The organism is Streptomyces sp. NPDC031100 (assembly GCF_055570785.1).
Window position 1 is genome coordinate 38,022 of record NZ_JBVIGN010000016.1, and the last position, 25,545, is coordinate 63,566.

Sequence of the window (25,545 nt, forward strand, 5' to 3'; positions counted from 1 at the left end):
GGGTCGTCTGGCGGTCGGTTCATGTGAGCTGTCGGCCGAGGTCGGTCAGGGATCGTGCGGTCGCCGAGAGGGGATAGCGTGCCGCGTTGGCATAGCTCGCCTGTCGGAGGGCGGTCAGCAGCCCGGGTGTCTTTCTCAGCCGGTCGAGGGCGCGCGCCAGTGCGGCGGAGTGGGTGAAGTCGGTGGCCATGCCGGAAGCGGCGAGGGATTCGTTGAGGCCGGGTACGGGCTGGTAGAGGACGGGGAGTCCGCACGCTTGGGCTTCCAGTGCGACCAGTCCCATGGCTTCCAGGGTGGTGGACGGCATGACCAGCACGTCGTGTTCGGTGAAGACTTTCCACAGCTGTGGGCGACGGAGCCAGCCGAGGTAGCGGACTCGTACGCCGGCTCGTTGCAGCAGTGGGGCCAGTGCGTGGAACTGGGCTCTGGGCGCTGCGACGCTCAGCTCGACACCGGGCACGGGAGCCAGGCTTTTGATCAGGGCCTCGACACCCTTTTCTGCGGTCAGGCGTCCTGCGTACAGGAGCCGCAGGTGGCTGGTGGAGGTGCGTGCCGGCCGGGCGGGCGGGGCGGTGAGCAGGTGGTCGGGGATGCCCCAGGGGATATGGGTGATCTTGCGGCGTTCGATCTGCGGGGCGAGCTTGAGGAGGCGGTCGGCCATTGCGGTGGTCGGGACCACGATGGCGTCGGTGGCCCTGGCCGTTTCGCGTAGCACCTGGAGCTGGTCTCGGTGGGTCTCGGCGAAGAGCAGGTCCGTGCCGTGGACGAGGGCGATCCGGGGATGCGAGGGCAGAGCCCGGATGAGGGCAGGAGTGGCGCCGAATGCGAGGTGCTGCAAGTGGAGGACGCCGATCTGTGTGGGATCGAGCGTGGCTGTAAGCGCTCTGCGCAGGGTGGCGACGTAGCGGCTGAAGGCCGTTCCTTCCAGGCATTTGCCCGCTACGGGGAGCACGTTGAGTCCGGCGGGTGGACGGGGAGCGTGACCAGGTGGTGCGAGCATGAAGGCGCGGGCCGCGATGAGGGGTTGTTGGCCGGTGTAGAGGTCGAGGAAGAGCTCGACGCTGCCGCCGGGGCTTCCGGCGGGGAGATCCAGGAAGGTGGCGGCCATCGGACCGGTGGCCGAGCGAGCGTTCACCGCGCTCCTCCGTCGATCTCCTCGTAGAGGCGCGAGATGTCGATGCCTTCCGTGGACGCGTACTTGGCAGGCTGCTGCTGGTAGCTGGCCGGGGCGCCGAAGGTGGTGAGGAAGACGAGCTTGCCGAAGGTCATGCCCGGATACACGCGCACCGGTCGGGCGGCGCGGATCTCCAGCGTCCAGCGGATCGCATGGCCCTGGTGTCCGAGCGGAGCCGACACGTGAACCCAGATGCCCAGGGAGCCGGTGGTGCGGTCGCCGTTCAGCAGCTGCGCGTACGTCTCCGAACCGGTCCGCTCCAGAGTGATGCCGAGGTAGAGCAGGTCAGGGCGCAGCACGAGGCCGGCGTCGGGGATGGGCTGATCGGTGAAGGCGGTGGGGGTCGCGGCGTCGAGGTCGCCGTCGCAGACGCGGATCGTGTCCCCGAGCCGCCAGTCGTAGGCGTTGGGGGAGACGCGGCTGGGCTCGTACGGGTCGATGGTGATATCGCCGGCCTGGACGGCCGCGGCGATGGCGGGGCCGGTGAGGATCACGATGCCACCGCCCGGAGTCGGGCGAGGTCTCGCCAGTAGGCGGAGGGCTGCGGTCCTGCGGCGGCCTGGTACTTGCCGCGGTAGAGGTCGATGGCGCCGGTGGAGACGAAGAACATGATCTGCCCGATCGCCATGCCGGCGTACACGCGCAGTGGTCGGATCGGGGTGAGCATGAGCGTCCACTGGCCGTGGAACCCGATGTCGCCGATGGGGGCGGTGATCTCGACGAACAGGCCGAGGCGGCCGACGGAGGAGCGGCCGAACAGCAGTGGCACGAAGGTGTTGGAGCCGACCTCTTCGAGGGTGTGGCCGAGGTAGAGCTCGCCTGGCTGGAGGATGTGCCCGTCCGGGCCGATGCTGATTGCGCGGGTGGGGTTGGGCCGGTGTGCGTCCAGGACCGTACTCGTGTAGGTGATCAGGGTGGGGCCCAGACGCACGTTGTAGCTGTTGGGGTTGACCTGGTCAGCGGCGAACGGGGTGATGCGGAGGCGGCCGTCGTGAGCGGCAGCGGTGATCTCCGGGCCGGTGAGGATCATTACCTGCCTCCTTCCGCGGTGTCGGGAGCGGTGAGGACGTGTTGGACAGCCTGATCCAGACGCAGACCGGCCTCGTGCGTGCGCCCGCCGAGGTAGGTGTCGGCGAGATAGTCGGTGGTCAGCACGGTGGTGAGAGCGTCCGGCAAGGGATCGGGGGCGGTGACGAGCGGGCCGGTCTGGGTGGTCAGATGTGACAGCAGGCCACGGGGGTCGCTGCGTGCCGGCTCAGGTACGTGGGCGTGCACCAGCTGGTTGGCGAACGGCTCGATGGAGAGCAGGTCGCCCTGGGTGAGGGTGTCGCCGAGCGGGAGGGCACGTAGTGCCGTCTCGTTGAGGACGACCGCGTCTGCCCCGAGCGCCGTACGCAGGCGGGCGGTGAGGTCCACGAGCAGGCTGCGCCGGTCGAGGGACTGGTGGCGGTAGGCCGGTCTGATCGGGCCGAGGACGCCGGCCAGCTGCTGCTTGACGTCCTCGATGCGTGAGCGCAGGGCCGCAAGCTCCGTGGGAACAACGCTCGGGGCCCGATCCGGGAAGGACGTGGTGCCCGCACCCCATCCCGTGCCCACGGGCGTGGCGATGGCATAGCCATCGGCGAGTTCCCGGCCCTTGACGACCAGGGTGTCGTCGACCCGGACCGGCCCGTACTGATCGCTGTGGCAGTGCCCGGCGAAGACCACGTCGAGAAACGGACAGGCTGCCGCGAGTTTCCGGTCCTCGTCGAAGCCGGAGTGGCTGAGCAGGACCCAGCTGTCCACCTCATGGTGGTGAGCGAGCATCAGCTCGCGTAGGGCCTGGACGGGATCAGTGACGCAGTGGCTTGCTCGCTGGGCGGCCGGGATCGAGTGGAAGGCTTGCCGACCGATCACAGCGGTTACGCCGATGCGACGTCCAGCGATGTCCGCGATATACAAGCGGCGGAAGAGTGCGTCGCCGGTGTTGGCGTCGACGGCGTTGGCGCAGACAGTGCGCCGGTGAAGGTCCGGCTCGAAGTGGTGACCCCAGCCGTGGTTGCCGGGGGCCAGCACGTCGTACAGCTTGAGCAGGATCTCCCGCTCGATGGTGCCGTGAGCGAGACGGTAGTAGCCGCTGCCTTCGAAGAAGTCGCCGCAGTCCGCGATGAGCGAAGTCGGGCGGAGGGCGTGGAGGTGGGCTAGGAACGGCGCGGCGTTATGGAAGGCGGAGTGGACGTCCGCAGTGGCAACGATTTGGCGCAGGTTCCGGCTGTCTGTGGTCATGGGGTGACCTCGCAGATGTCGGCACCCAGAGTGCGCAGTTTGCCGGACAGGTCGGCGTGGCCGCGGCGCAGCTGGTCGAGGCCGCCGATAGTGGTGACGCCTCGGGCGGTGAGGCCGGCGATCATGAGAGCGGACCCGGTGCGGATGTCAGTGGCTTCGACGCCCGCGCCCGTCAGCTGCTGGGGCCCGGTCAGGCGGCATTCGGTGGGGGAGATCTCCTCGATCTCGACGCCCAGGCGGGACAGCTGCGGCAGCAGGTTGCCGTGGCGGCCGGGATTGATGGCGTCGGCGAACAGATGCGTGCCGGGCAGTCCGACGGCGAGTGCCATGAGCGGTGGTTCGAAGTCGGCGTCCAGGCCGGCCGGGCTCAGGGAGGCGATGGCCCGCAGGGGACGGCCAGTGGGGGCTGTCTCCTGGGCGCGGACGGTAAGGCCATTCGGCTCCGCGTCTGCGGGGATGCCGAGTTGATGAAGGGCAGCCACGAACGGGCCTACGTCCTTGCCCTGCACGCCGTCGATGCGGGCAGTACCGCGCGTCGCGGCGATCGCGCAGGCCAGCGTGGCTGCCTCGATCTTGTCTCCGGGGACTGTCCAGGCAGTGGGGGCAGTCGGCGGCCAGGAGGTCGGTGCGAGAGTGAGTACATGCTCGCCGGCGTGCGTTTCCCAGCCCACCGAACTCAGGGCGTCGAGCACGCTCAGGACTTCGGGCGAGAGGTTTGGCTGACCCAGCCGTAAAGGTCGGCCGGTTGTGAAGGCGCGCAGTGTCGCGGCCACGGTCGCACCGCGGGAGCGGAAAGGCAGTGCGATGGAGACGGTGCCGGTCTGTGAGGTGTGGGCCTCGATGCCGTATCCGGAACTGTCCTGCCGGCTCCAGTCGCCGAACGCCTCGTATACCTTGAAGTGCAGATCCATCCCGCGCGCACCGATCCGGCAGCCGCCTGGCCAGGGCAGCCGCGCCTGGCCGTAACGCGCGAGCAAGGCGGGGACGAGGTAGTACGAGGCTCGGATGTGGGCTGCCTGCGCCAGATCGGGCAGTCCCCGAGATGACTCCGTCGGCAGGATCACATAGGTGGTCGGTTCGCCGACGGGCTGCGTGACATGCCAGCCCGCTTGTTGCAGCAGAACGAGCATGATCTGGACGTCCGTGCTGTCCGGGACATTGCTCAGCCGAACCGGGCGGCCGAGGGCAGCCGTGGCGGCCAGGAGCGGCAGAGCGGCGTTCTTGGACCCGTCGACGCTCACGGTGCCGGCGAGTGGTGGCCCAGGGCGTACGGCGATCACCTCGGCGGCCACGCCGGGGGCGTGGGTGGTCGTCATCATCAACTCCTCTGCAGAGGAAGGAAACAGGCCATGTCCTGGCTGGGTTTGGTGATCAGATCGATCTCGGCCCAGCAGCGCTTGCCGTTCTCCGTCGGCTCGGCGCGGTACCGATCAGCGAGAGCGGCGACGAGGAACAGGCCCCGGCCGCCCTCGCTGTCCGCATCGGGCAGAGCCGGCTGGGGCAGCACCGGGCTTGTGTCGCAGACCTCGATCCGCAGGACGACCTCGTCGAGACAGACCGCGAGCGAGACCGATCCGGTGTCGGCGTACTGGACCGCGTTGGTGACGAGCTCGCTGACCAGCAGTTCGGCCGTGCGCACCACCTCGGTGCCCAGTCCCGCGTCCCAGCCCGCTATTGCGCTCAGGGCCTGGTGCCGAGCCGCGGTCGCTGCGGCGGGCGTCGCGGGTAGGGAAAGAGCGAGCTGGTGCGCTTCCATGAGCGGCCTCCCGGTGTAGGTGGGGCCACACCAAGCAATCAGCCCGTCGCCGTGAGTGGTTAACTCATGCGCGGGCGCTGCATGACTTATGCAGGAGCTGCATCACCGCCAACTACGGCTGATCTATGCTCGATTGAGCAGGCAGGATCAGCGACGGCGGAGGGAGCCGTGGCAGATGGCCGATGCATATGGGGAAGCGAGACGGATCGGAGAACGAATCCGTCGGGCACGGGTGTTACAGCGGCGTTCACAGCACGACGTGGCTGCAGCGCTCGGGTATCACCAGTCCAAGGTGAGCCGTCTGGAGAGCGGTCGCGGCACGGAGGACATCCGCGTACTACGCGCCGTCGCGCAGGAATTAGACATCCCGCCCCACGAGTTGGGCCTCGCCCCCGCTCAGGACACCTCTGTCGCCGACCCAGAAGCTGATGACATGCACCGCCGCACCTTCCTCGCCGCGAGCATCGCAGCGCTCGCGACCCCGGCCGGCTCTTCCGCCTCGCACACCGCCCTCGTCCAGGCACTCCTGCCCGGCCCCGGCCACGCGGGCACCGGTGGCCCACAGGACACGGCCGTCCTGTACGAGCGAGTCGGATCGGCGCTCAGGCTCTTCCACACCTGCCACTACACAGAGCTGGAGCGCACCCTCCCGGATCTGATCGGTGACCTGCGACAGGCCGCCAGCGAGGCGACGGACAGGGATACGGTGTCCGGGCTCCTGGCCACGGCGTACCAGACCGCGACCAGCCTGCTGCTCAAACAGCACGACCAGGGCAACGCATGGCTCGCCGTCGGCCGGGCGATGGCCGAAGCAGAGCGCTCGGCCGACCCGGTGGTCCTCGCCTCCAGCGTCCGTGTCCAGGCCCACGTCCTGGTGCGCGAGAAGCACGCCACCGAAGCCGTCACTCTGGTCAGGCACACCGCCGACCACCTCACCGGTTCCTATGACCGGCGCTCTCCGAAGTACCTCGCTGCTGTAGGACTGCTGCTCCTGCGCGGTGTGACCGCGGCCAGCAGCCGCGGTGATCGCGCGGCCACGAAGGAATTCCTCACCGAGGCCAAGGAAGTCTCCCGGTACGTGACCCTGGACCGGCCTGACGCTTGGGCCACCTTCAGCCCCACCAATGTCGCCCTGCACGAGCTGAGTGCCCTGGTGGCCTTCGGTGACGCCGGCCTCGCCCTCCAGGCGGCCCGACCCCTCATGCGCCGACACATCCCGGTCCCCGAGCGCCGCGCCGCCCTATGGGTGGAGGCGGCTCGTGCCTACAGCCAGCAGGGCCGCCTCGCCGACGGCTACCAGGCCCTGCGCATCGCCGAAACCTGCGCCGCCCAGGACATCCGCCGTCCCGACGTCCGCAACCTGGTTGCCGACATGGCAGCCCGCGACCGCCGTCGTACCCTGCCGGAACTGCACCACTTCAGCCGCCAACTGGGAGTCCCCGCGTGACCGAACCGACCGCCCCGGACAAGAAGCCCTTCCTGTACGTCGTCGTGTGCGCGGCAGGTGTTGCCCGTGACGTCGGCAAGCTCATCACCACCGCCCAGGAGGCGAACTGGGACGTCGGCGCCATCGCCACACCGCAGGGACTCGGCTTCATCGACGCCAAGGCGATCGAGGCACAGACCGGCTACCCGATCCGCTCCGCCTGGCGGTCACCGGGAGACCCGCGCCCCCTGCCTCCGGCGGACGCGATCGCCGTCGCTCCCGCCACGTTCAACACGATCAACAAGTGGGCCGCCGGGATCTCAGACACCCTCGCCCTGGGCATCCTGTGCGAGGCGTACGGCATGGGTATCCCGACTGTGGCGCTGCCCTACCTGAACTCCGCCCAGGCCGCCCACCCCGCCTACCAGCAGAGCCTGGACCGGCTGCGGAGCATGGGTGTCCTGATCGGCTCATGCGAACCGCACCGGCCGAGGGCTGGCGGTGCGGCGGAACGCTTCCGCTGGGAGGAAGCCCTTGAACTGCTGGAATCCATAGTCGAAACGGCGCGGTGATTACCTGTGCCGTGCATGCAGCGGTGCCGGGACCGCAGCGGTTGCTGGCGTGTGATCGGGATCCGCGGAGGGCTGGGTTGCACCTCGTGCCTGTGCAGCACGGGCTCGTGTATTAGGCGCCGGCCCTTCGCCAAGGCGTTAGATGCGCCAGATGAGCGTCCCTGCAGTGGAGCGGGCATCATCCAGCGCGTGCTGGTGGGCGGCCTGCTGGAGGAGTTGTCGGGGGATCGTGGCCTGCTGCCTCGGTTCGGGTGAGGACGACGGTCAGAGCCGGCCAGGCGGGGTCGTCGAGGACTCGCTGGGCGTGTTCAGGTAGGGCCTCGTAGAGCATGGCGGCAAATCGTTCGACCTTGGGCGCCGGCGGCTTGCGGCGGGCGAGGACAGCCAGCGGAACTGCGGCTGCCTGGTCGTAGGCAGCCTGGAGGTCGACGAGCGCTTGGCGGGAGGCGACGACCTGCTGGTCGTGCTGCCGGAGTGCGTGCCAACGTCTGGCTGCGATGACCGGCAGCGTATTCAACATGGGGGACTGGAAGCGCGCTCTGGCCGCCGCCGGCGTGATCCCTCCGCGCGAGCGCGGGGCGAGGTACCTCCAGGCGGCCCCGGAGGACAGGATGCACGCCCTCCCGCACGCCTACGCCTCCGTGCTCCTGGACGCGGGGGAGAGCATCAAGGCGCTCTCCGAGTACCTCGGCACCCTGACACGGGCTTCACGCTCCGGACGTACACGCACCTGCTGCCGTCCAGCGAGACGCGTACCCGCAAGGCGATCGACGACGCCTTAACGGAAGCGGAGACGGAGGCGCAGGCCAGCGGAGACGCCCAGGGCACATCGGTGCCCTCACCGAAACCCATGTGCCCTCAATGTGCCCTGGCCGCCTAACGGCCCACCTCAGGCACTAGCGAAGGCAGGACCCGAAAGCCCCGCCCCAACCCCACGAAACCCCAGCTCAGGGCCAAACCAGGCAATACGGCTGATGCCCCGCCTCATGCAACCGATGCGAAAAGTCCTGCCACTCGTGCAGCAACTGGTACACATTGAACGCATCCCGCGGCCCACCCCGGTCCGGCACCGTCGACCAGATGAAGGCCGCCGCGCCCACCGCTTCCTCGCCGATGCCGCGGAGGGGGTCGACGACGGTCATGGGGAGCTTGACGACGGCGTAGTCGGGGTGCAGGACGACCAGCTCCAGGGGCGGCACCTTGTGCAGGGGCACGCCCTCGATGCCGGTCAGCACCATCGCGGCCATCGTCTCCGGCTTGATCTTGGTGAACATGCCGTTCATGCCCAGCTCGTCGCCGCCGAGTTCCTCGGGGCGCATCGAGATGGGGACGCGGGCCGCGGTCGCGCCGTCCGGCGCGCCGAAGTACTTGTACGTCACCCCCACCCGACCACCATTCCTGCTCCCCGCCCGGAGGCGGTCGGCCCGGCTCCGCTCGGGCTCACCCGGTACACCTTGTGTATGACGTGCTTCGGTACTTTCCTCCGCGTCGCGCCGGTGCCTTCCCCGCCGGGCACGTCGAGGACCCAGGTCATCAGTCCCCTCGCCCAGTCCGCCACCGCGATGCATATCTCCACCCGACTGCTTTTCTAGGACGCGTGGCCCCCGCCGCGCAACCCGATCATCGTGTCAGTGACCTCCCCCACGGCCGCCCGCCGAAACGTGCGGTGAAATACCAGTCCGCAGGATCTTCAACAGGCCCTTACTACTACGTGCCGCATGAGCTGTGTGTATCAGGTGCCAGTCTCGCAGATGCCACGACTGCGATCTTGAGGTCGGCCGCTCGCGGAGCGAGGCGCGGCCTACCCTGAGGAGGTCACCACGCAACCGGAGTCCGAGAAGTCGGAGAAGTCGCACGTCATGAGTGCCATGAGCGAACTGCCCTATCCCTATGAAGCGCCCGCCTCGCAGGCGCTCTTCGACCGTGCGTCCGTCGTCACGCCGGGCGGCGTGAACTCCCCGGTGCGCGCCTTCCGCGCCGTGGGCGGCACGCCCCGGTTCATGGTCTCCGGCAGGGGACCGTACCTGACCGACGCCGACGGGCGGGAGTATGTCGACCTGGTCTGCTCCTGGGGGCCGATGATTCTGGGGCATTCCCACCCCGAGGTCATCGCCGCCGTCCAGGAGGCGGTCGCGCGCGGTACGTCCTTCGGTACGCCCGGTGAGGGCGAGGTCGCGCTCGCCGAGGAGATCGTCGCCCGGGTCGAGCCCGTCGAGCAGGTGCGGCTCGTCAGCAGCGGGACCGAGGCCACCATGTCGGCCATCCGGCTCGCCCGTGGGTTCACCCGGCGGTCCAAGGTGATCAAGTTCGCCGGGTGTTATCACGGTCACGTGGACTCGCTGCTCGCGGCGGCGGGGAGCGGGGTCGCGACCTTTGCGCTGCCCGACACCCCGGGTGTCACCGGCGCCCAGGCCGGCGACACGATCGTGCTGCCGTACAACGATCTCGAGGCCGTGCAGGAGGCCTTCCACCGGCACCCGGGCGAGATCGCCTGCGTCATCACCGAGGCCTCGCCCGGCAACATGGGCGTCGTGCCGCCGGGGCCCGGCTTCAACCAGGGGCTCAAGGACGCCTGCCGGAAGAACGGCGCTCTGTTCATCTCCGATGAGGTCATGACGGGCTTCCGGACCAGCAGGAGCGGCTGGTACGGGATCGACGGGGTCACGCCCGATCTCATGACCTTCGGGAAGGTCATGGGTGGCGGGTTCCCCGCCGCCGCCTTCGGTGGTCGCGCCGATGTGATGGCCCACCTTGCGCCCGCCGGGCCCGTCTACCAGGCCGGCACCCTCTCCGGGAACCCCGTCGCCACCGCCGCCGGGCTCGCCCAGCTGCGGCTCCTCGACGATGCGGCGTACGAGAAGGTCGATGCCGTCTCCGAGCAGATCCAGGGCCTGGTCACGGAGGCGCTGAGCAAGGAGGGCGTCGCGCACCGGCTGCAGACCGCCTCCAACATGTTCTCCGTGTTCTTCACCGACCGGCAGGTGCGAGACTACGAGGACGCCAAGCGGCAGGAGTCGTTCCGCTTCACCGCCTTCTTCCACTCGCTGCTGGCGAACGGCGTCTATCTGCCGCCGTCGTCCTTCGAGTCCTGGTTCGTGTCCACGGCCCACGACGAGCGGGCCATCCAGAAGATCGCCGACGCCCTTCCGGCGGCGGCCCGAGCCGCCGCGGAGGCCACCGCGTGAGCGCCGACAGCGCCAACAGCAAGGACATCACCGTCGTCCATCTCATGCGGCACGGCGAGGTCGACAACCCGGACGGGATCCTCTACGGGCGGCTCTCCGGCTACCACCTGTCCGAGCTGGGCCGGCAGATGGCCGACCGGGTCGCGGACCACCTCGCCTCGCGGGACGTCACGTACGTGGCGGCCTCGCCGCTGGAGCGCGCGCAGGAGACCGCCACCCCGATCGCCAAGGCGCACGGGCTGGACCTCGCCACCGACGAGCGGCTGATCGAGGCCGACAACGTCTTCCAGGGCAAGACCTTCGGGGTCGGGGACGGCGCGCTGCGCAAGCCCGCGAACTGGAAGCACCTCGTCAACCCGTTCAAGCCGTCCTGGGGCGAGCCGTACGTCGACCAGGTCGTACGGATGATGGGCGCGCTGAACGCGGCCAAGGACCAGGCCCGCGGGCACGAGGCGGTGCTGGTCAGCCACCAGCTGCCGATCTGGATCGTGCGGTCGTACGTCGAGAAGCGGCGGCTGTGGCACGACCCGCGCCGGCGGCAGTGCACGCTCGCCTCCCTGACGACTTTCACATATCAGGGGGACAGGATCGTCTCCGTCGGCTACGGCGAGCCCGCCATCGACCTCGTACCGGCGCACCTGCGCGCCGGTGCCAAGCCGGTGAAGGGCAAGAGCAAGGCCTTCGGCGCGTAACTGCCGTTCCTGGCAGTCCGTTTGACATCCTTAGGGTGCTTTTGCCGGAGCTATTGCGAAAAACATAAGAATCAACGGAACCTCCCCGATCGTCGCACCCTCTGACTGGGTGACCCAGCAGGCGCGATGAATCGGGGATTTCCATGCGCACGTTCTCCCGGACCCTTTCCCGGAGGGGAATACTCGGCCTCGGCGCGGGCGCGGCGGCCGCCGCCGGGCTCGCCGGCTGTGGGTCCCTCAAGTCCTCGGACGGCGGCGGGCACACGTCCGGTTCCGGGAACTCCGGCGGAGGAGGCGGGGGAGGGAAGAACGGCGGGATCAAGGCGCGTCCCATCGGCGACGGCTCCACCTCCTTCACCGGCAGGCAGCCGCACCAGCCGGCCAAGCCCGAGCCGCTGGAGCCGGGCCAGACCCCGCCGCAGTTCGTGATCTTCTCCTGGGACGGTGCCGGCGAGGTCGGCAACGGTCTCTTCCCGCGCTTCCTGGACCTCGCCAAGGAGCACGGCGCGAGCATGACCTTCTTCCTCTCGGGGCTGTATCTGCTGCCCGAGGCGAAGAAGCGGATGTACGAGCCGCCGAACAACCCGCGCGGCGCCTCCGACATCGGCTACCTCACCGACCCGCACATCAAGGCCACGCTGACCAATGTGCGCCGGGCCTGGCTGGAGGGGCACGAGATCGGCACCCACTTCAACGGGCACTTCTGCGCGGGCACCGGCACGGTCGGCAACTGGACCGCGCAGCAGTGGGACAGCGAGATCCGGCAGGCCAAGGCGTTCGTGAAGGAGTGGCGCACCAACACCGGCTGGACCGACCTGCCCTCGCTGCCGTTCGACTACGACAAGGAGCTGGTCGGCGGCCGGACGCCCTGTCTGCTCGGCCAGAACAACCTGCTGCCCACCGCCAAGAAGCTGGGCTGGCGCTACGACGCCTCCTCGCCGGGCGGCCGTCAGGTGTGGCCGGAGAAGAAGCTGGGCATCTGGGACCTGCCGTTGCAGCAGATACCTTTCCCCGGACGCTCCTTCGAGGTCCTGTCCATGGACTACAACATGCTCGCCAACCAGTCGGTCAACTCGACCAAGGCGCCGCCCGCCAACTACCCGGGCTGGCGCAAGCAGTCCGCGGGGGCGTACATCGCGGGATTTGAGCGGGCATACAAGACAAACCGGGCACCGTTCTTCATCGGCAACCACTTCGAGCAGTGGAACGGCGGCATCTACATGGACTCCGTCGAGGAGGCCTTCAAGCACATCGCGCGCGAGAAGGAGAAGGGCGCGGACGTACGCCTGGTCTCCTTCCGGCAGTTCGTGGACTGGATGGACGTCCAGAAGCCCGAGGTGCTCGCCAAGCTGCGCACGCTGGGGGTCGGACAGCAGCCGACCGGCGGCTGGAAGGAGTTCCTGCGGGACACCAGGTCGGGCTCCTCCGATGCCGCCTGAAATGTCCGGAGTAAATACGCCCTGAAATGCGGTTTTCCGCCCGGCAGGGGGGCGCGCGAGATCCTCGGAACAGGCATGCGAAACTTTTCACATGAGTACCCGTAGCCGCGCCGCCCTGCTCGGTGCCGTGGCCGCCGCGGCGGCCCTGACCCTGTCCGCGTGCGGCAACGGAGGCACCTCCGGCGGGGGCGGCAACACCAACTTCGTCACCGGCAACAACGGCATCGACACCGCCCCGCAGGGCAAGCGGGCCACGGCGCCCGACCTGTCCGGCAAGACCATCGACGGCAAGACCCTGGACGTCGCCGACTACCGGGGCAAGGTCGTCGTGATCAACGTCTGGGGCTCGTGGTGCGGGCCCTGCCGGGAGGAGGCCCAGTACTTCTCCAAGGTCTCCAAGGCGTACGAGGGCAAGGGCGTCCAGTTCGTCGGCATCAACACCCGGGACACCAGCACCACCCCCGCGGTCGCCTTCGAGAAGGAGCACGGGATCAGCTACCCGAGCCTGTACGACCCGACGGGCAAGCTGATGCTCCGCTTCAAGAGGGGCACGCTCAACCCGCAGCTGATCCCCTCCACGCTCGTCATCGACAAGCACGGGAAGGTCGCCGCGCGGGCGCTGGAGGCGCTCGACGACACCAGCCTGCTGAAGATGCTCAAGCCGGTCCTCGCGGAGAAGTGACGTGAGCGCACTCGTCACGCTGGCCGCGGAGACGGGCCGGAACTCCACCGTCCTCAACGGCGCCCTGCTGATCGCCCTGCCGATCGCCGTGCTCGGCGGTCTCGTCTCCTTCTTCTCGCCGTGCGTCCTGCCGCTCGTGCCCGGTTACCTCTCCTACGTCACCGGGGTCGCCGGCACCGACCTGGCCGAGGCCCGGCGCGGGCGGATGGCCACGGGCGCCGCCCTCTTCGTCCTCGGCTTCACGGTCGTGTTCGTCTCCGGCGGGGCCCTGTTCGGGTTCTTCGGCTCGACCCTGCAGGAGTACAAGGACACCCTGTCCAAGGTGCTCGGCGTACTCATGATCCTGCTGGGCGTCTTCTTCATGGGCCTGATGCCCTGGCTGACCCAGCGCGAGTTCCGCTTCCACCAGCGCCCGGCCACCGGCCTGGTCGGCGCGCCCCTCCTCGGTGCCCTGTTCGGCATCGGCTGGACGCCCTGCATCGGACCCACCCTCGCCTCCGTCGTCGCCCTCTCCTCCCAGCAGGCGAGCGCCGGCCGGGGCGCGATACTGACCGTCGCGTACTGCCTGGGCCTGGGCGTGCCCTTCGTCATCACGGCCATCGCCTTCCGCAAGGCGCTCGGTGCCTTCGGCTGGGTCAAGCGCCACTATGTCTGGGTGATGCGCATCGGCGGCACGATGATGATCGTGACCGGTGTGCTGCTGCTGACCGGGGCGTGGGACAGTCTCGTGCAGGAGATGCAGGGCTGGTCCAACGGCTTCACTGTGGGGATCTGATCGATGAGCACAACCGAAACCGACAAGAGCCAGGACCAGGAGGACCTGGGGGCGGCCGGCTCCCAGTTGTCCACCGCCCCGCAGGAGGAGCTCGCCTCGGTGCCCGGCCTGGGGGTGATCGGCTGGGTCCGCTGGTTCTGGCGGCAGCTGACCTCCATGCGGGTCGCGCTGCTGCTGCTCCTGCTGCTCTCGCTCGGTGCGATCCCCGGCTCGCTGATCCCGCAGACCGGCGCCGACGCCACCAAGGTCGACGACTTCCGCAAGGCGCACGAGACGCTCGCGCCGATTTACGACAAGCTCGGCCTGTTCCACGTCTACAGCTCGGTGTGGTTCTCCGCGATCTACATCCTGCTGTTCGTCTCCCTCATCGGCTGCATCGTCCCGCGCACCTGGCAGTTCGTCGGTCAGCTACGCGGCCGTCCGCCGGGTGCACCGAGGCGGCTGACCCGGCTGCCCGCCTACACCACCTGGCGCACCACCGCCGAGCCGGAAGAGGTCCGCGAGGCCGCGCTCGCGCTGCTGAACAAGCGCCGCTTCCGCGCCCACCTCGCCGGTGACGCGGTCGCCGCCGAGAAGGGGTATGTGCGCGAGCTGGGCAACCTGGCCTTCCACATCGCGCTGATCGTGCTGCTGGTCGCCTTCGCCTCGGGCCAGCTGTTCAAGTCGGACGGCACCAAGCTGATGGTGGAGGGCGACGGCTTCTCCAACGCGCTGCCGATGTACGACGACTTCAAGTCCGGCAGCATGTTCCAGAACGACGACCTCGTGCCGTTCAGCTTCGACCTGAAGGACTTCCGGGCCACCTACGAGGTCAGCGGCCCCAACCGGGGCACCCCGCGCACCTTCCAGGCGAACATCACCTACAGCGAGGGTGCGTACGGCAAGGAGAAGCCGGCCACCGTCAAGGTCAACAAGCCGCTGGAGATCGGCGACTCCAAGGTCTACCTCGTCAGCCACGGCTACGCGCCCGTCGTCACCGTCCGCGACGGCCGGGGCACGATCGTCTTCCAGGACGCCGTCCCGCTGCTGCCGCTCGACGGCAACGTCACCTCCAACGGCGTGATCAAGGTGATGGACGGTTACCGCGACGGCCGGGGCACGAAGGAACAGCTCGGCTTCCAGGCCTTCTTCGTGCCGACCTTCGACCCGAAGAGCGGCACGATGCTGTCGCAGTACCCGGCGCTGGTGAACCCGCTCCTCGCGGTGAACGCCTACCACGGCGACCTGGGCGGGGTGAACGCGGGCCTGGCGCAGAGCGTGTACCAGCTCGACACCAAGCACATGAAGCAGTTCAAGGACGCCCAGGGCAATCAGCTGAAGAAGCTGCTCAAGCCGGGCGACACCATGCAGCTGCCGAACGGCGCCGGGTCCATCACCTTCGAGAAGGACGTCAAGGAGTGGGCCGGCTTCGAGATCGTCCAGGAGCCGGGCAGCGGCTGGGCGCTCGGCGGTGCCATCGCGGCGATCTTCGGTCTGGCCGCCTCCCTGTTCATCCAGCGCCGCCGTGTGTGGGTGCGGGCGGTGCGCGGCGCCGACGGCGTCACGGTCGTCGAGATGGCCGGGCTCGGCCGCAGCGAGTCCGCCAAGGTGCCCGAGGAGCTGGGCGACCTCGCCGGAATCCTCTACGACCAGGCGCCGGGGGCACCCGACCCCGACGACGACCCTTCACAAACCCCCGACCCCGAAGTCGTACCTGCCGAAGGGGCTGACCAGTGACTCTCGCCGCCGCAACCGATCTCGCCGCCGCGACCAACGAACACCTGGCGAGCATCAGCAACACGCTGATCTACTCGTCCATGGCCGTCTACACCCTGGCCTTCTTCGCGCACATCGCCGAGTGGCTCTTCGGCAGCCGCAGCAAGGTGGCCCGTACGGCCGCCGCGCTGACCGCCGACACCGCGGCGAAAGCGAGCGGCCCCGCCGTCACCGTGAAGCAGGCCGGTGGCACCGCCGTACTGGAGCGGCCCAAGGTGGTCGTCCGCTCAGCCTCCGGCGCCCGCGACGTGCCGGACGGGCCCGGCGCGCACGGCGGGGACGAGCAGGGCGACCTCTACGGGCGGATCGCCATCTCGCTCACGGTGCTCGCGTTCCTGGTGGAGCTGGCCGGGGTCGTCAGCCGCGCGGCCTCCGTGGAGCGGGCGCCGTGGGGCAACATGTACGAGTTCAACATCACCTTCTCCACGGTCGCCGTCGGCGTGTACCTCGGGCTGCTGGCGCTGAAGAAGAACGTGCGCTGGCTCGGCCTGTTCCTGGTCACCACGGTCCTGCTCGACCTCGGCCTGGCGGTCACCGTCCTGTACACCGCCAGCGACCAGCTGGTCCCCGCCCTGCACTCGTACTGGCTGTACATCCACGTCTCCACCGCGATCTTCTGCGGCGCGGTCTTCTACGTCGGCGCGGTCGCCACGATCCTGTACCTGTTCAAGGACTCGTACGAGAACAAGCTGCAGACCGGCGGCAAGCCCGGCGCGTTCGCGGCCTCGGTCCTGGAGCGCCTGCCCGCCTCGGCGTCCCTCGACAAGTTCGCCTACCGGGTCAACGCGGCCGTCTTCCCCCTCTGGACGTTCACGATCATCGCGGGCGCCATCTGGGCGGGCGACGCCTGGGGTCGGTACTGGAACTGGGACCCCAAGGAGACCTGGTCCTTCATCACCTGGATCGCCTATGCCTGCTACCTGCACGCCCGCGCCACGGCCGGCTGGAAGGGCCGCAAGGCCGCCTACCTGGCGATGATCGCGTTCGGCTGCTGGCTGTTCAACTACTACGGCGTCAACATCTTCGTGAGCGGCAAGCACTCCTACGCGGGCGTGTGACTGCCCGGTCGGGGACACTGGTGCCATGACCGGTTCCATCGAACAGGGCACCAGCCAGACGCACGGGGACACGCACATACTCCACTTCCTGGTGCGGATCCCGCGGCGCATGGAGGAGGTCTGGGCGGCGGTGGGCACCCCCGCGGGGCTCGGGGGCTGGTTCACCCCCGTCGACGAGCTCGAACCCCGGCTCGGCGGCGCGGTCACCCTGCGTGACCTGGGCAGCGGGCGGGTGACGGCGTGGGACGTCGACCGGGTGGCGGAGTACACGGTGGAGGGCGGCGGCCGGATCCGGTTCCACCTGGAGCGGGACGGGGAGACGGCGAGCGTGCTGCGCTTCACCCATGAGTTCAAGGGGGAGCGGGAGTCGGAGGCCGGCTGGCGCACCCGCTTCGAACGCCTGATCGAAGTCCTGGAGCCCTCCCAGGCCTAGGCCAGGCCTGGGCCCGGTCCGGCTAGGACGGCGGCAGGCACTCCTTCGCCGGGGGCTTCCCCTCCGGCCAGGCGATCCGGACGAACCGTGAGCCGCCCTCGGGGGTCAGCTCCACGATGGGCACGGCCTTGTCGTACGGGTTGCCGTGCACGTCCAGGCAGATCCAGCCGCTCGCCCCGCTCACCCTGAGCGAGCCCTTGACCTGCGGCCACTGGAGGCCGACGTCCGCGAGCGCCGGGACGCTCCTCCCGTCCGGCACCGCCTCGCGGATGCCGTGCACCGCCAGCTGCAGGGCGTCATAGCCGATGATCAGCTGGCCGTCGTCCAGGGCGACCGGGCCGATCGGCCCGGACGGCTCCCGCCCGGCGGCCGTCAGCAGCCGCTGCAGCACCCCGAAGTCCGCCGCCGAGCCGCCGGTCTTCGCCGGGTCCCTGGTCCAGGCGTCCGGGTGGGCGAGGGAGGTGTAGCGCACGGAGAGGTTGTGGCGCAGGGCGTCGCGGTCCAGGTCCTTCTCGTGGGTCAGGTACGAGGCCTCGTCGCCGGTCAGCACGGTGAACTTCCGGTCCTGGCAGCCGCGTCCGCCCAGCGCGTTGATGAACTGCCGCAGCTGGGTGTGGCGTCCCGCGAACAGGATCGTGTCGGTCCCCCGGGAGGTGTCGCACACCAGGTGCGTGATCTGCCGGAAGGTGTTCGCGGTCGTGCCCTCCTTGCTGCGGTCGGCGGGCGGTGTGAACGGCTGCGGCTCGTACGGCGAGCCCTTGATCAGCGCCGCGAACGACTCCTGCAGCGTCCGGGTGTACGGGTCGCCCGGCTTGTCGTACACCAGCAGCGCCTTGCCCGCGCTCACCTTGGCGAAGGAGGCGAGCGCACGGGCCTCGTCGGTGTTCGTCGGCGACACCCGGGCCAGACCGGGATAGGGGTCCGCGCCGCCCTGCCCGTTGGCCAGGTCGTCGGCGGTGATCGAGGAGCCCACCACCGGGATCCCGCGTCGGGTCAGCGCCTGGACGGCCTTCTTGTTGTTGTCGGTGCTCTGCCCGATGCCCGCAACGGCCCGCAGCCGGTCCGCGCTCCTCGTCATCCGGGCCAGCTGGTCCACCGTCTGCTGCCAGTGGTCCCCGGTCGCGCCCGGGTTGGCGAGCACCAGCCGGATCGCGGGCGCCTCCCCGTTGGCGGCGTGGTTGGCCTGGTACTGCGCCAGATAGGCGCCCTGCAGCTGGTGCTGGATGTCGTTCAGGTTGGTCGGCGCGTCGGAGCTGTACGGGAGCATCAGCGCGACCGTCACGTAGCCGCCGGGCTTGAGGCGGTCGTTCTCGCGCGCGATCGCCCGTACGACGTCCCGGAGTTGGGCGTGCCCGAAGTCGTACGAGCCCGTCGCCACGCCCACGCACTCGTCGCTGTCCGCCGGCCGGGCCACCCCCGGCGCGCAGGACCGGTCCTGGTGCGCGAGCGCCCGGACGCCGAACACCAGCCCCGTCACCACGGCCACCGTCACCAGCAGCGCCAGATAGCGGCGCAGCGGGATCTCCCACACGCTCTCGCGCACCCACGTGCCCACGCCTCTGCGCGCCATCACGCCTCCCCGGTCAGGTCGTCCGGTCCGTCGTCCGTGTCGTCGGGGTCGTCGGGGTCGTCGGGGTCGTCGGGGTCGTGGGGGTCGTGGGGGTCGTCGGGTACGCCCATCGGGCGCCCGGCGAGCGCCGCCGTCGGCCAGTCCCGGGACGCCCGCCACAGCAGCGCATTGCCCGCGGGCCGCAGGTTGGACAGCTGCTCCAGCTCGAAGCGGAGCCGGTCGCACACCTTCGGGTCGGGCAGCACCAGCGGATCGCCCAGGTGCCACACCGCGTGCAGCAACCGCCGTATGCGCAGGTGCAGTACGGCGTCCGCGTCCTCGGGCGGCCGCTGCCCGGCGTCCGTGCGGCCGAGCGCGATCGCGGCCCGCCGGTCGCCGCCTCCGCCGAAGTCGCGGCCCTCGGCGTCGTGCGCGTGGAAGTAGGGCGCGGCCGCGACGAAGCGCAGCGTGCGCAGCCAGGCGCGGGTGTCCGCGGTGGGGAAGGTGTCGCGCAGATGGGCGACCGCCGCCTCCGTGCTGCCCAGGGCGAGCTGGTGATGGAGCCGGTAGCGGGCCTGCTCGGGGTCCGGGTAGTGCGCGATCAGCGTCTCGTGGGCCGTACGCCACGAGGCGTGGTCGGCGTCCAGCAGGTGCAGCCGGAGCAGCAGCAGGGTGCGGACGAAGGGATCGCCGACGAACTGCCCCGGCACGGTCGGCAGCCCCTCCTCGGCCAGCCGGGCCTGCAGGGCCCGTACGTCCGCCGGGCCGAAGGTGTCCGGCAGCAGGGCCGCGGCCAGCGCACAGGCAGAGTCGTGGTCGTGGGCGGCAGCCAGCACCGTCAGCTCCTCCAGGTGCTCGGCGGGCACCAGCCGGTCCAGCAGCGCCTCGTGGACGGGCACGGCCGGCTGGTCCTCGCCGGGCCGTACGTCCGCCGTCAGCAGCTCGCCCAGCGAGGACGCCTCCGGCAGGTGCTGCGCGGCAGACTCGGCGAGCAGGACGATCCCCAGCGGATTGCCGCCGGTCAACCGGTGGGTGGCATGCGGGAGTTGGGGCGGGACCGGGATGTCGTCGCAGACCGCGCCGACGATGTGCAGGGTGTCGTCCGGGCTCAGCGGCGGCAGCGCGACGACCAGCGCCCGCGAGGAAGGGGCCGCGTCCGGCGTCCACTCGCTGCGCCGGGCCACCTCCGGCAGCTCCCGCCGGACCGCGCTCTGCAGCTCCGTCCGGCCCTCGCCGCGCCGGGCCGCGACGAACGCCACCTGGTCGGCGATGCCCTCGGCGCGGTCGCGCAGCACGGCCTCCACGAGCCCCGGACCCGGCGCGGTCTGCGCGTCGTCGATCAGCACCAGGGGCCGGCCGAGGCGCTGCATGCGCGGCAGCACCCCCGCGTACGCCTCCGTCAGGTCGGCCAGCAGCGCCCGCACCAGATACCGCTCGGCGTGCTCCCGGGAGGTGCCGCCCGCCCGGAAGTGCCCTGACAGCAGTATGAGCCCGCGCTGGGCGTGCCCGCCCGCGTTCGGGTACGTCCGGTACCACACCGACGCCTTCTGGTGCCGTCGGCTGGTGAAGCCCTCGGCGACGGACTCCAGGGTCGCCTCGATCGCGCCGGACAGCAGCGGCCCGGTGCCGGTGGCCGCGGCGACCACCTTGGCCGTCACCTTCCCGGCCCAGCGCCCGGCGAGACCGCTGATCCACGAGCCGCTCTCGTTGAGCAGCAGGATCCGCTCGACCTCCCGGCGGATCCGCTCCGAGTCGGCATCGCCCCAGCCACTCGCGGCGACCGCGACCAGGCCCGACATCAGCCGCGGGAAGGTGATCCGCCCGGCGCCCGTCACCGGCGCGGCCAGCTGCTCGGCGATCACCAGCAGCGCCTGCGCCACCGGCGACCACGACTCGGCGGGCCGCTCCGCGGGCGGCCTCGCGAACTGCTCCTCCGCGCAGTCGATCAGCGCGACCGGCGTGTGGCCCTTGTAGGCGTCCCGTAACTCGCCCAGCACCGCGCTCTTGCCCAGACCGCGGGCACCCGTGAGCACCACGAAGGGCAGTTCGCCCGGATGCTCGTACGGATGACCGCGGTGTTGGTGGGGGCGCAGCCCCACCAGCCGGGGCGCGAGACCGGCCGGATCGACGTCGAACAGCGCTCCGCGCCCGTGCAACCGTCTGTGCACCGCATTCCCCCCTCAACAGCAGTGTAGAAAGGGGAAGTTGTAACTGACCAGGGTCGGTGATGTCCGTTGAGTTACGAAGTCGGTGGACGTAGTTTCACGAAACGGTCGTCGCGACCAGATCCCTCAGCCGTTCGACGTACAGCCGCATGGTCTTGGCCGCCGTCTCGGTGTCCGGGTAGCGGCTCGCCAGCCACAGGCCGTCGTGCAGCCGGTTGACCCACACGCACACCTGGTCGCCGTACGACACCCGCATCAGCCCGTACGCCTTCTGTTCGGCCCACTGCCCGGCGCCCGGGATTCCGCGGGCGTCCACGAACGAGACGATCGAGTACAGGTCGGGGGAGGTCGGCTTGAAGTCCGCGCCGAGCAGGCGCAGCACCCGGGCCAGCGGCATCCGGGACAGGGACCGGTTGGCCTGCAGCTCGGCGCGCACGGCCCGCAGGGTGCTCGGCAGGTCGGGGGCGCGGGCCACGGGCACCTCGATCGGGGCGCCGCCCACGTACCAGCCCACCGAGTCGCACCAGCGGGACTTCACCCGGGTGTGGAACGGCACCACCGTCCGGTACACGGACTGCCCGCCGAGTTCGTGGACGATCAGTCCGGTGGCCGCCAGCAGACCGACCAGGCTGCCGCCGTGGGGCCGGCAGTACGCCTCGAAGGCGGCGGCCGTGTCCGCGTCCGTGAGGGGCTCGCAGAGCATCTTCTGCGGCGGCAGCGGGCCGCCCGCCTCCAGACCGAGGTCGACGGGGAAGCTCGGCAGCATGCCGTCGCCCCGCCGGATGAACTCCCGCCAGCGGGCGACGATGTCATGACGTTCGTCGATGCGGTCGGCGTCCGCCCGCTCGATCTCGCAGAAGTCGACGTAGCTGGCGGCCGGCATCAGCGCCACGGGCCCGCGCCCCTCGACGCCCGCGGTGTACAGCTCCTGGATCTCGGCGGGGATGCTGTGCAGGGAGTAGGCGTCCACGTTGCTGTGGTCGAAGGCCAGGTACACGCTGGTCGAGTCGGACCGGGCGACCGCCGCGTACAGGAGGTTCGGCCAGCGCAGCGCGTCCGCGACGGCGTCGAAGCGGTCCTGGAGGTGCCCGGCCAGGGCGCCGGGATCGGCGAAGTCGCCGACCGTCTCGCGGTGCAGGGACACGTCGGCGGCGTCGAGCGTGAACCGGCGCAGCTCGTCCCCGGCCTCGCCCGACCAGCGGAAGCCGCTGCGCAGCGTCTCGTGCCGCACCGTCCAGGCCCGCAGGGCCTCCTGGAGCACGTCGAGGTCGACCCGGCCGGGCAGGTCGAAGGCGGTACCGAGCCAGGTCGGCACGAACAGCCCGCCGTCCCGTACGGACTTGGCGGTTCTGATGTGCGACTCCTGGATGTAGGCCGGCGGCCGGGAGTCGTCCGGCAGGTTCCTCGCCGTGGCGACGGTGGCCGGACTCAGCGTCCACTCGACGAGCCGTCCCGGCCGGACCTCGCAGCGCTGGATGTCAGTGATTCGCACGCGTCTCCGATCGCAGAAAGGGGGCCCCAGAGTGCGGGCCCCCTTCAAGGCAATGGCGTCGGGCGCGGCCGGGACATGCCCGCCCGGGGCATTTCAGCGGAACGGGTGGCGGGCCGAACGTGGAAGTGATTAACCGACGGTGATCGAGTTCAGCTTCTCGCGCAGGTACACGTGCGAGTCGACGGGCGGGTACGCCACCCGGCCCACCGGCGCCGGCACGGACTCCACCAGGGTGCCCGGGGTGCACTCGCCGAAGTACACCAGGGACATCAGCTCCTCCGAGGGCGCGTCGGCGGGCGGCGGCAGCACCCGGTGCCGCCCCGAACGCCACCGGTCGCCGGTCCAACGGGCCATCAGGTCCCCGATGTTGATCGTGAAGGCCGCCGGATCGTAGGGCGCGTCCTCCCACCCGACACCTCCATCCGCGGGGTCCGTGTACACCTGCAGGCCGCCCTTCCCCGCCTGCCGGTCGAGGATGGTGACGGTCCCGAAGTCGGTGTGCGGTCCGATCCGGAACTGCCCGGGCCGGGCCTCGCCGACCACCTCGGTCCCCGGATACCAGTTGATGTTGAAGCCGTACGTCGGATGGTCCATGTGCCGGGAGAAGAAGTCGGGCTCGAGCCCGAGGGCGTACCCGAGCAGCGACAGCAGCTCCTTCTCCAGGGCGGCCATGTGCGCGAGGTACTCCTCGCACACCGGCCGGAGTCCCGGCGCCTCGGCCGGCCACACGTTGGGCGCGTACCACTCGGCGTTGACGGCCGGGTCCTCGAACGGCTCGTGCGTGGCGAAGGTCAGCGACTCCTTCAGGTCGGGCGGGGTCTCGGTCCCCTCCGCATAAGCGTTGGCCTCGGCCCCCGGCCCCAGCCACCCTCGCCCGCCGACCTTGACCTCGTACCTCCGCTTGATCTCTTCCGGCAGCAGGAAGAAGCCCCGGGCGGCGGTACGGATCCGCGCGCGCAGCTCCGGGTCCACACCGTGCCCGGTGACCAGCAGGAAGCCGGCGGTCTGCAGGGCCCGGTCGACGGTACGGGCGAGGGCGGCGCGGGTCTCGGCGTCCCCGTCCAGCCAGGGGCGCAGATCGATGGTCGGAACGCGCGGATCAGTCACCGATGTCCTCGTTCCACAGAGCCGGGTTGTCCTTGATGAAGCCGCGCATCATCTCGATGCAGTCGGGGTCGTCCAGCAGCACGATCTCCACACCGTGCCCGGCGAGCCAGTCGTGCCCGCCGTGGAAGGTGGCCGCCTCGCCGATCACCACCCGCCCTATCCCGAACTGACGGACCAGGCCGCTGCAGTACCAGCAGGGGGAGAGCGTGGTCACCATGGTCGTGCCGCGGTACGTGCGCTGCCGTCCCGCCGCCCGGAACGCCGCCGTCTCCGCGTGCATCGAGGGGTCGCCGTCCTGGACGCGGCGGTTGCGGCCGCGGCCCAGCAGGGTGCCGTCGGGGCCGTAGAGGGCGGCGCCGATCGGGATGCCGCCCTCGGCGAGCCCGGCGCGGGCCTCGGCGACGGCGGTGGCGAGCCAGGCGCGGGCCTGTTGCTGATCCATGAGGTCACTGTTCCCCGGAGAGGGGGCGGGGGCAACGCACAGAGGTCATTTCGGCTCTGCGCAGACCGATCGCCAGATCCGGTCCGGCAGGACCAGTGCCGCCTCGTCCAGGTCGACGTCGTCGATGCCGGACAGCCAGCGGCGGGCGACCCCGATGACCGGGCCGAGGACCAGGGACTCGATCAACGGCAGCGGCAGCGGGGCGAGTTCGCCGGAGTCGACGTACGCCTGGGCCCACTGCGCGAGCGGGGAGAGACGGGCCTCCTGGGCGTCGCGCAGCTGCTTGCCGTCGGCCATGCCCTGGCGGTCGGCGTAGGAGGAGTGCAGCAGCAGGGCGGCCGCCCGGTGCTCCTGGACGAAGCCCAGGTAGGCCGTGACCAGGGCCCGGATGCCGGTGTGCGCGGTGCGGGTGCCCTCCAGAGCCTTGACCATCTCGTCCAGCAGCCGGCCCAGCCAGCGCATCAGCAGCGCGTTCATCAGGCCGTCGATGCTGCCGAAGTGGTGGTAGAGGCTGCCCAGGCTCACCCCGCTCGCCTTCGTGACGGCACCCACCGTCAGGCCCTGGTCGCCCGCCTCGGCGTACACGCGCAGGGCGGTGTCCAGGAGGTTCTCGACGGTGGCTGCGCCACGCTGCTGTTTGCGGCTCATTCTGGAATACTTTTCTAGAAACATATTTTAGAACTGTGGTCTGCTGCACCACGCTGGTGCACATCCTCACACCCAGGAGTCGCCGGTGTCGTCACCCGAGTCGTCCGAGATTCACGTTTCCCTCACTCCGCAGCAGGCCGCCTCCGGAACGGTCCTTCGACTGCCCCCGGAGGCAGGCGTGCCGCCGGTCCGCATCCCTCCCGTCCGGGACGGCGACCTGGTACGGCTCCGGGCAGGCGACCGCGAGGTGCTGCTGCGGATCCGGGTCACGCCCGCTCCGGCCGCCGGCGGCGGCAAGCAGGGCCTCGCCTGCCTGGGGGTGATCGGAGTCGCCGTCGCGATCGTGCTGCTCCTGGTCCTGACCGACGGGAGCGGCGACAGTTCGTCCGACGACTCCGCGAGCGGCTCCTCGTCGTACACCCCGTCGGCACCCGCCACCGACGACCCGTACACGAGCGACCCCTACTCGTCGGACCCGTACACGAGCGACCCGTACTCGTCGGACCCGTACACCGAGGACCCGACTGAGGAACCGAGCCCGTACGACACCGGAACCTGCCTCAACGGGACCCTGCCCGACTCCACCACCGCGCAGTCGGTCAGCGGGGTCGAGGAGGTCTCCTGCTCGGCGTCCGACGCGCACTACAAGGTGATCGAGAGCATCCCGCTGACCTCCGACATGAGCCGCTGCAACGACAACCCCCGTACGCAGTACGCCTTCTCGTACCGCTACACCTGGAACGGATCGACCATCAACGAGTACGTGTACTGCCTGGTGGGCCTAGGCTCGTTCGCGCGCTGACGTCAGGGGGAGAGAGTTGAACGGGGAACACGACGGGGTCGAGCCGCTGGAGGACGACGATCCCCGGCGGATCGGGCCGATCCCGCTGGTCGGACGGCTCGGGGCCGGCGGCATGGGGCGGGTCTATC

The 25,545-nt window shown here is 70.1% G+C and carries 24 protein-coding genes and 1 pseudogene; 12 read left to right on the forward strand and 13 right to left on the reverse strand.

Annotation, left to right across the window (positions count from 1 at the left end; all coding sequences use genetic code 11):
* Window positions 1-19: 19 nt before the first annotated feature.
* From ACZ5DS_RS35375 to ACZ5DS_RS35400, 6 genes are read right to left on the reverse strand one after another with little or no spacing between them, the layout of a single operon-like run.
* Complete coding sequence (locus ACZ5DS_RS35375) at window positions 20-1,108, reverse strand: glycosyltransferase family 4 protein (RefSeq protein WP_468247162.1); 1,089 nt, start codon at window positions 1,106-1,108, stop codon at window positions 20-22.
* Between the two features lie 23 nt (window positions 1,109-1,131).
* Window positions 1,132-1,668, reverse strand: coding sequence for a dCTP deaminase (locus ACZ5DS_RS35380; protein WP_468246821.1), 537 nt, complete (start codon window positions 1,666-1,668; stop codon window positions 1,132-1,134).
* Window positions 1,665-2,204: a dCTP deaminase gene (gene dcd / locus ACZ5DS_RS35385; RefSeq protein WP_468246823.1), complete on the reverse strand. Its 540-nt coding sequence runs from the start codon at window positions 2,202-2,204 to the stop codon at window positions 1,665-1,667. Before dcd ends, ACZ5DS_RS35380 begins: the two co-directional genes overlap by 4 nt.
* Entirely contained in the window at window positions 2,204-3,439 is a 1,236-nt protein-coding gene (locus ACZ5DS_RS35390) for a bifunctional UDP-sugar hydrolase/5'-nucleotidase (protein WP_468246825.1), read from the reverse strand. The genes dcd and ACZ5DS_RS35390 overlap by 1 nt, the downstream gene beginning before the upstream one ends.
* Window positions 3,436-4,755 carry a UDP-N-acetylglucosamine 1-carboxyvinyltransferase gene (locus tag ACZ5DS_RS35395; RefSeq protein WP_468246827.1) on the reverse strand — a complete coding sequence of 440 codons (1,320 nt, stop codon included), beginning with the start codon at window positions 4,753-4,755 and terminating at the stop codon, window positions 3,436-3,438. The genes ACZ5DS_RS35390 and ACZ5DS_RS35395 overlap by 4 nt, the downstream gene beginning before the upstream one ends.
* Window positions 4,756-4,757: 2 nt before the next feature.
* Window positions 4,758-5,195: an ATP-binding protein gene (locus ACZ5DS_RS35400; RefSeq protein WP_468246828.1), complete on the reverse strand. Its 438-nt coding sequence runs from the start codon at window positions 5,193-5,195 to the stop codon at window positions 4,758-4,760.
* A gap of 175 nt (window positions 5,196-5,370) precedes the next feature.
* On the opposite strand from ACZ5DS_RS35400, the gene ACZ5DS_RS35405 reads away from it, so the two are divergent.
* The 3 genes and pseudogenes from ACZ5DS_RS35405 to ACZ5DS_RS35415 all read left to right on the forward strand — a co-directional run.
* Window positions 5,371-6,642, forward strand: a complete 1,272-nt coding sequence (locus tag ACZ5DS_RS35405) for a helix-turn-helix domain-containing protein (RefSeq protein ID WP_468246831.1) — start codon at window positions 5,371-5,373, stop codon at window positions 6,640-6,642.
* The gene (locus ACZ5DS_RS35410; RefSeq protein ID WP_468246834.1) at window positions 6,639-7,193 is read left to right on the forward strand and encodes a flavoprotein; all 555 of its coding nucleotides are present in this window, start codon (window positions 6,639-6,641) and stop codon (window positions 7,191-7,193) included. The genes ACZ5DS_RS35405 and ACZ5DS_RS35410 overlap by 4 nt, the downstream gene beginning before the upstream one ends.
* Before the next feature lie 500 nt (window positions 7,194-7,693).
* Window positions 7,694-8,073: pseudogene (locus ACZ5DS_RS35415) on the forward strand (site-specific integrase); the annotation flags it as partial.
* Window positions 8,074-8,140: 67 nt separating this feature from the next.
* Here the strand turns inward: ACZ5DS_RS35415 and ACZ5DS_RS35420 are convergent.
* Window positions 8,141-8,761, reverse strand: a complete 621-nt coding sequence (locus ACZ5DS_RS35420) for a hypothetical protein (protein ID WP_468246836.1) — start codon at window positions 8,759-8,761, stop codon at window positions 8,141-8,143.
* Window positions 8,762-9,061: 300 nt separating this feature from the next.
* On the opposite strand from ACZ5DS_RS35420, the gene hemL reads away from it, so the two are divergent.
* The 8 genes from hemL (at window position 9,062) to ACZ5DS_RS35460 (ending at window position 17,212) form a co-directional block, all read left to right on the forward strand.
* Entirely contained in the window at window positions 9,062-10,378 is a 1,317-nt protein-coding gene (gene hemL / locus ACZ5DS_RS35425) for a glutamate-1-semialdehyde 2,1-aminomutase (RefSeq protein ID WP_468247165.1), read from the forward strand.
* Window positions 10,379-10,422: 44 nt separating this feature from the next.
* Window positions 10,423-11,070: a histidine phosphatase family protein gene (locus ACZ5DS_RS35430; protein WP_468247167.1), complete on the forward strand. Its 648-nt coding sequence runs from the start codon at window positions 10,423-10,425 to the stop codon at window positions 11,068-11,070.
* Between the two features lie 143 nt (window positions 11,071-11,213).
* Window positions 11,214-12,509: a polysaccharide deacetylase family protein gene (locus tag ACZ5DS_RS35435; RefSeq protein WP_468246839.1), complete on the forward strand. Its 1,296-nt coding sequence runs from the start codon at window positions 11,214-11,216 to the stop codon at window positions 12,507-12,509.
* A 91-nt stretch (window positions 12,510-12,600) separates the two neighbouring features.
* A complete protein-coding gene (locus ACZ5DS_RS35440) occupies window positions 12,601-13,191 on the forward strand; it encodes a TlpA family protein disulfide reductase (RefSeq protein ID WP_468246841.1) in 591 nt (196 codons plus the stop codon).
* A gap of 1 nt (window position 13,192) precedes the next feature.
* Complete coding sequence (locus tag ACZ5DS_RS35445; RefSeq protein WP_468246844.1) at window positions 13,193-13,966, forward strand: cytochrome c biogenesis CcdA family protein; 774 nt, start codon at window positions 13,193-13,195, stop codon at window positions 13,964-13,966.
* A gap of 3 nt (window positions 13,967-13,969) precedes the next feature.
* Window positions 13,970-15,682, forward strand: coding sequence for a cytochrome c biogenesis protein ResB (gene resB, locus ACZ5DS_RS35450; protein ID WP_468246847.1), 1,713 nt, complete (start codon window positions 13,970-13,972; stop codon window positions 15,680-15,682).
* The gene (gene ccsB / locus ACZ5DS_RS35455) at window positions 15,679-16,779 is read left to right on the forward strand and encodes a c-type cytochrome biogenesis protein CcsB (protein ID WP_468246849.1); all 1,101 of its coding nucleotides are present in this window, start codon (window positions 15,679-15,681) and stop codon (window positions 16,777-16,779) included. Before resB ends, ccsB begins: the two co-directional genes overlap by 4 nt.
* Before the next feature lie 25 nt (window positions 16,780-16,804).
* Window positions 16,805-17,212, forward strand: a complete 408-nt coding sequence (locus ACZ5DS_RS35460) for an SRPBCC domain-containing protein (protein WP_468246851.1) — start codon at window positions 16,805-16,807, stop codon at window positions 17,210-17,212.
* A gap of 22 nt (window positions 17,213-17,234) precedes the next feature.
* On the opposite strand, the gene ACZ5DS_RS35465 is transcribed toward ACZ5DS_RS35460, so the two are convergent.
* The 6 genes from ACZ5DS_RS35465 to ACZ5DS_RS35490 form a co-directional block, all read right to left on the reverse strand.
* Window positions 17,235-18,782, reverse strand: coding sequence for a hypothetical protein (locus tag ACZ5DS_RS35465; protein ID WP_468246854.1), 1,548 nt, complete (start codon window positions 18,780-18,782; stop codon window positions 17,235-17,237).
* Window positions 18,782-20,929: a hypothetical protein gene (locus ACZ5DS_RS35470; RefSeq protein ID WP_468246857.1), complete on the reverse strand. Its 2,148-nt coding sequence runs from the start codon at window positions 20,927-20,929 to the stop codon at window positions 18,782-18,784. Before ACZ5DS_RS35470 ends, ACZ5DS_RS35465 begins: the two co-directional genes overlap by 1 nt.
* Window positions 20,930-21,023: 94 nt before the next feature.
* On the reverse strand, window positions 21,024-22,418 hold the full coding sequence (locus tag ACZ5DS_RS35475) for a condensation domain-containing protein (RefSeq protein ID WP_468246860.1): 1,395 nt from the start codon (window positions 22,416-22,418) through the stop codon (window positions 21,024-21,026).
* A gap of 129 nt (window positions 22,419-22,547) precedes the next feature.
* Entirely contained in the window at window positions 22,548-23,525 is a 978-nt protein-coding gene (locus ACZ5DS_RS35480) for an isopenicillin N synthase family dioxygenase (RefSeq protein WP_468246862.1), read from the reverse strand.
* Entirely contained in the window at window positions 23,518-23,967 is a 450-nt protein-coding gene (locus tag ACZ5DS_RS35485; RefSeq protein WP_468246865.1) for a nucleoside deaminase, read from the reverse strand. Before ACZ5DS_RS35485 ends, ACZ5DS_RS35480 begins: the two co-directional genes overlap by 8 nt.
* 45 nt (window positions 23,968-24,012) lie before the next feature.
* Window positions 24,013-24,615, reverse strand: a complete 603-nt coding sequence (locus ACZ5DS_RS35490) for a TetR/AcrR family transcriptional regulator (protein ID WP_468246868.1) — start codon at window positions 24,613-24,615, stop codon at window positions 24,013-24,015.
* Between the two features lie 85 nt (window positions 24,616-24,700).
* Here ACZ5DS_RS35490 and ACZ5DS_RS35495 point away from each other — a divergent pair, with 85 nt between their 5' ends.
* Window positions 24,701-25,417 (forward strand): LppU/SCO3897 family protein, encoded by a 717-nt coding sequence (locus ACZ5DS_RS35495; protein ID WP_468246870.1) that lies wholly within the window; start codon window positions 24,701-24,703, stop codon window positions 25,415-25,417.
* The last annotated feature ends 128 nt before the right edge of the window (window positions 25,418-25,545 follow it).

Bases quoted from the DNA above. Each gene is read 5' to 3' on its own strand.
- ACZ5DS_RS35435 (WP_468246839.1), top strand. From the start codon at position 11,214: ATGCGCACGTTCTCCCGGACCCTTTCCCGGAGGGGAATACTCGGCCTC.
- ACZ5DS_RS35485 (WP_468246865.1), bottom strand. From the start codon at position 23,967: ATGGATCAGCAACAGGCCCGCGCCTGGCTCGCCACCGCCGTCGCCGAG.
- ACZ5DS_RS35460 (WP_468246851.1), top strand. From the start codon at position 16,805: ATGACCGGTTCCATCGAACAGGGCACCAGCCAGACGCACGGGGACACG.
- ACZ5DS_RS35490 (WP_468246868.1), bottom strand. From the start codon at position 24,615: ATGAGCCGCAAACAGCAGCGTGGCGCAGCCACCGTCGAGAACCTCCTG.
- ACZ5DS_RS35395 (WP_468246827.1), bottom strand. From the start codon at position 4,755: ATGACGACCACCCACGCCCCCGGCGTGGCCGCCGAGGTGATCGCCGTA.
- ACZ5DS_RS35420 (WP_468246836.1), bottom strand. From the start codon at position 8,761: ATGCATCGCGGTGGCGGACTGGGCGAGGGGACTGATGACCTGGGTCCT.
- dcd (WP_468246823.1), bottom strand. From the start codon at position 2,204: ATGATCCTCACCGGCCCGGAGATCACCGCTGCCGCTCACGACGGCCGC.
- ACZ5DS_RS35405 (WP_468246831.1), top strand. From the start codon at position 5,371: ATGGCCGATGCATATGGGGAAGCGAGACGGATCGGAGAACGAATCCGT.
- hemL (WP_468247165.1), top strand. From the start codon at position 9,062: ATGAGCGAACTGCCCTATCCCTATGAAGCGCCCGCCTCGCAGGCGCTC.
- ACZ5DS_RS35465 (WP_468246854.1), bottom strand. From the start codon at position 18,782: ATGGCGCGCAGAGGCGTGGGCACGTGGGTGCGCGAGAGCGTGTGGGAG.
- resB (WP_468246847.1), top strand. From the start codon at position 13,970: ATGAGCACAACCGAAACCGACAAGAGCCAGGACCAGGAGGACCTGGGG.
- ACZ5DS_RS35430 (WP_468247167.1), top strand. From the start codon at position 10,423: ATGCGGCACGGCGAGGTCGACAACCCGGACGGGATCCTCTACGGGCGG.
- ACZ5DS_RS35390 (WP_468246825.1), bottom strand. From the start codon at position 3,439: ATGACCACAGACAGCCGGAACCTGCGCCAAATCGTTGCCACTGCGGAC.
- ACZ5DS_RS35440 (WP_468246841.1), top strand. From the start codon at position 12,601: ATGAGTACCCGTAGCCGCGCCGCCCTGCTCGGTGCCGTGGCCGCCGCG.
- ACZ5DS_RS35375 (WP_468247162.1), bottom strand. From the start codon at position 1,108: ATGGCCGCCACCTTCCTGGATCTCCCCGCCGGAAGCCCCGGCGGCAGC.
- ACZ5DS_RS35400 (WP_468246828.1), bottom strand. From the start codon at position 5,195: ATGGAAGCGCACCAGCTCGCTCTTTCCCTACCCGCGACGCCCGCCGCA.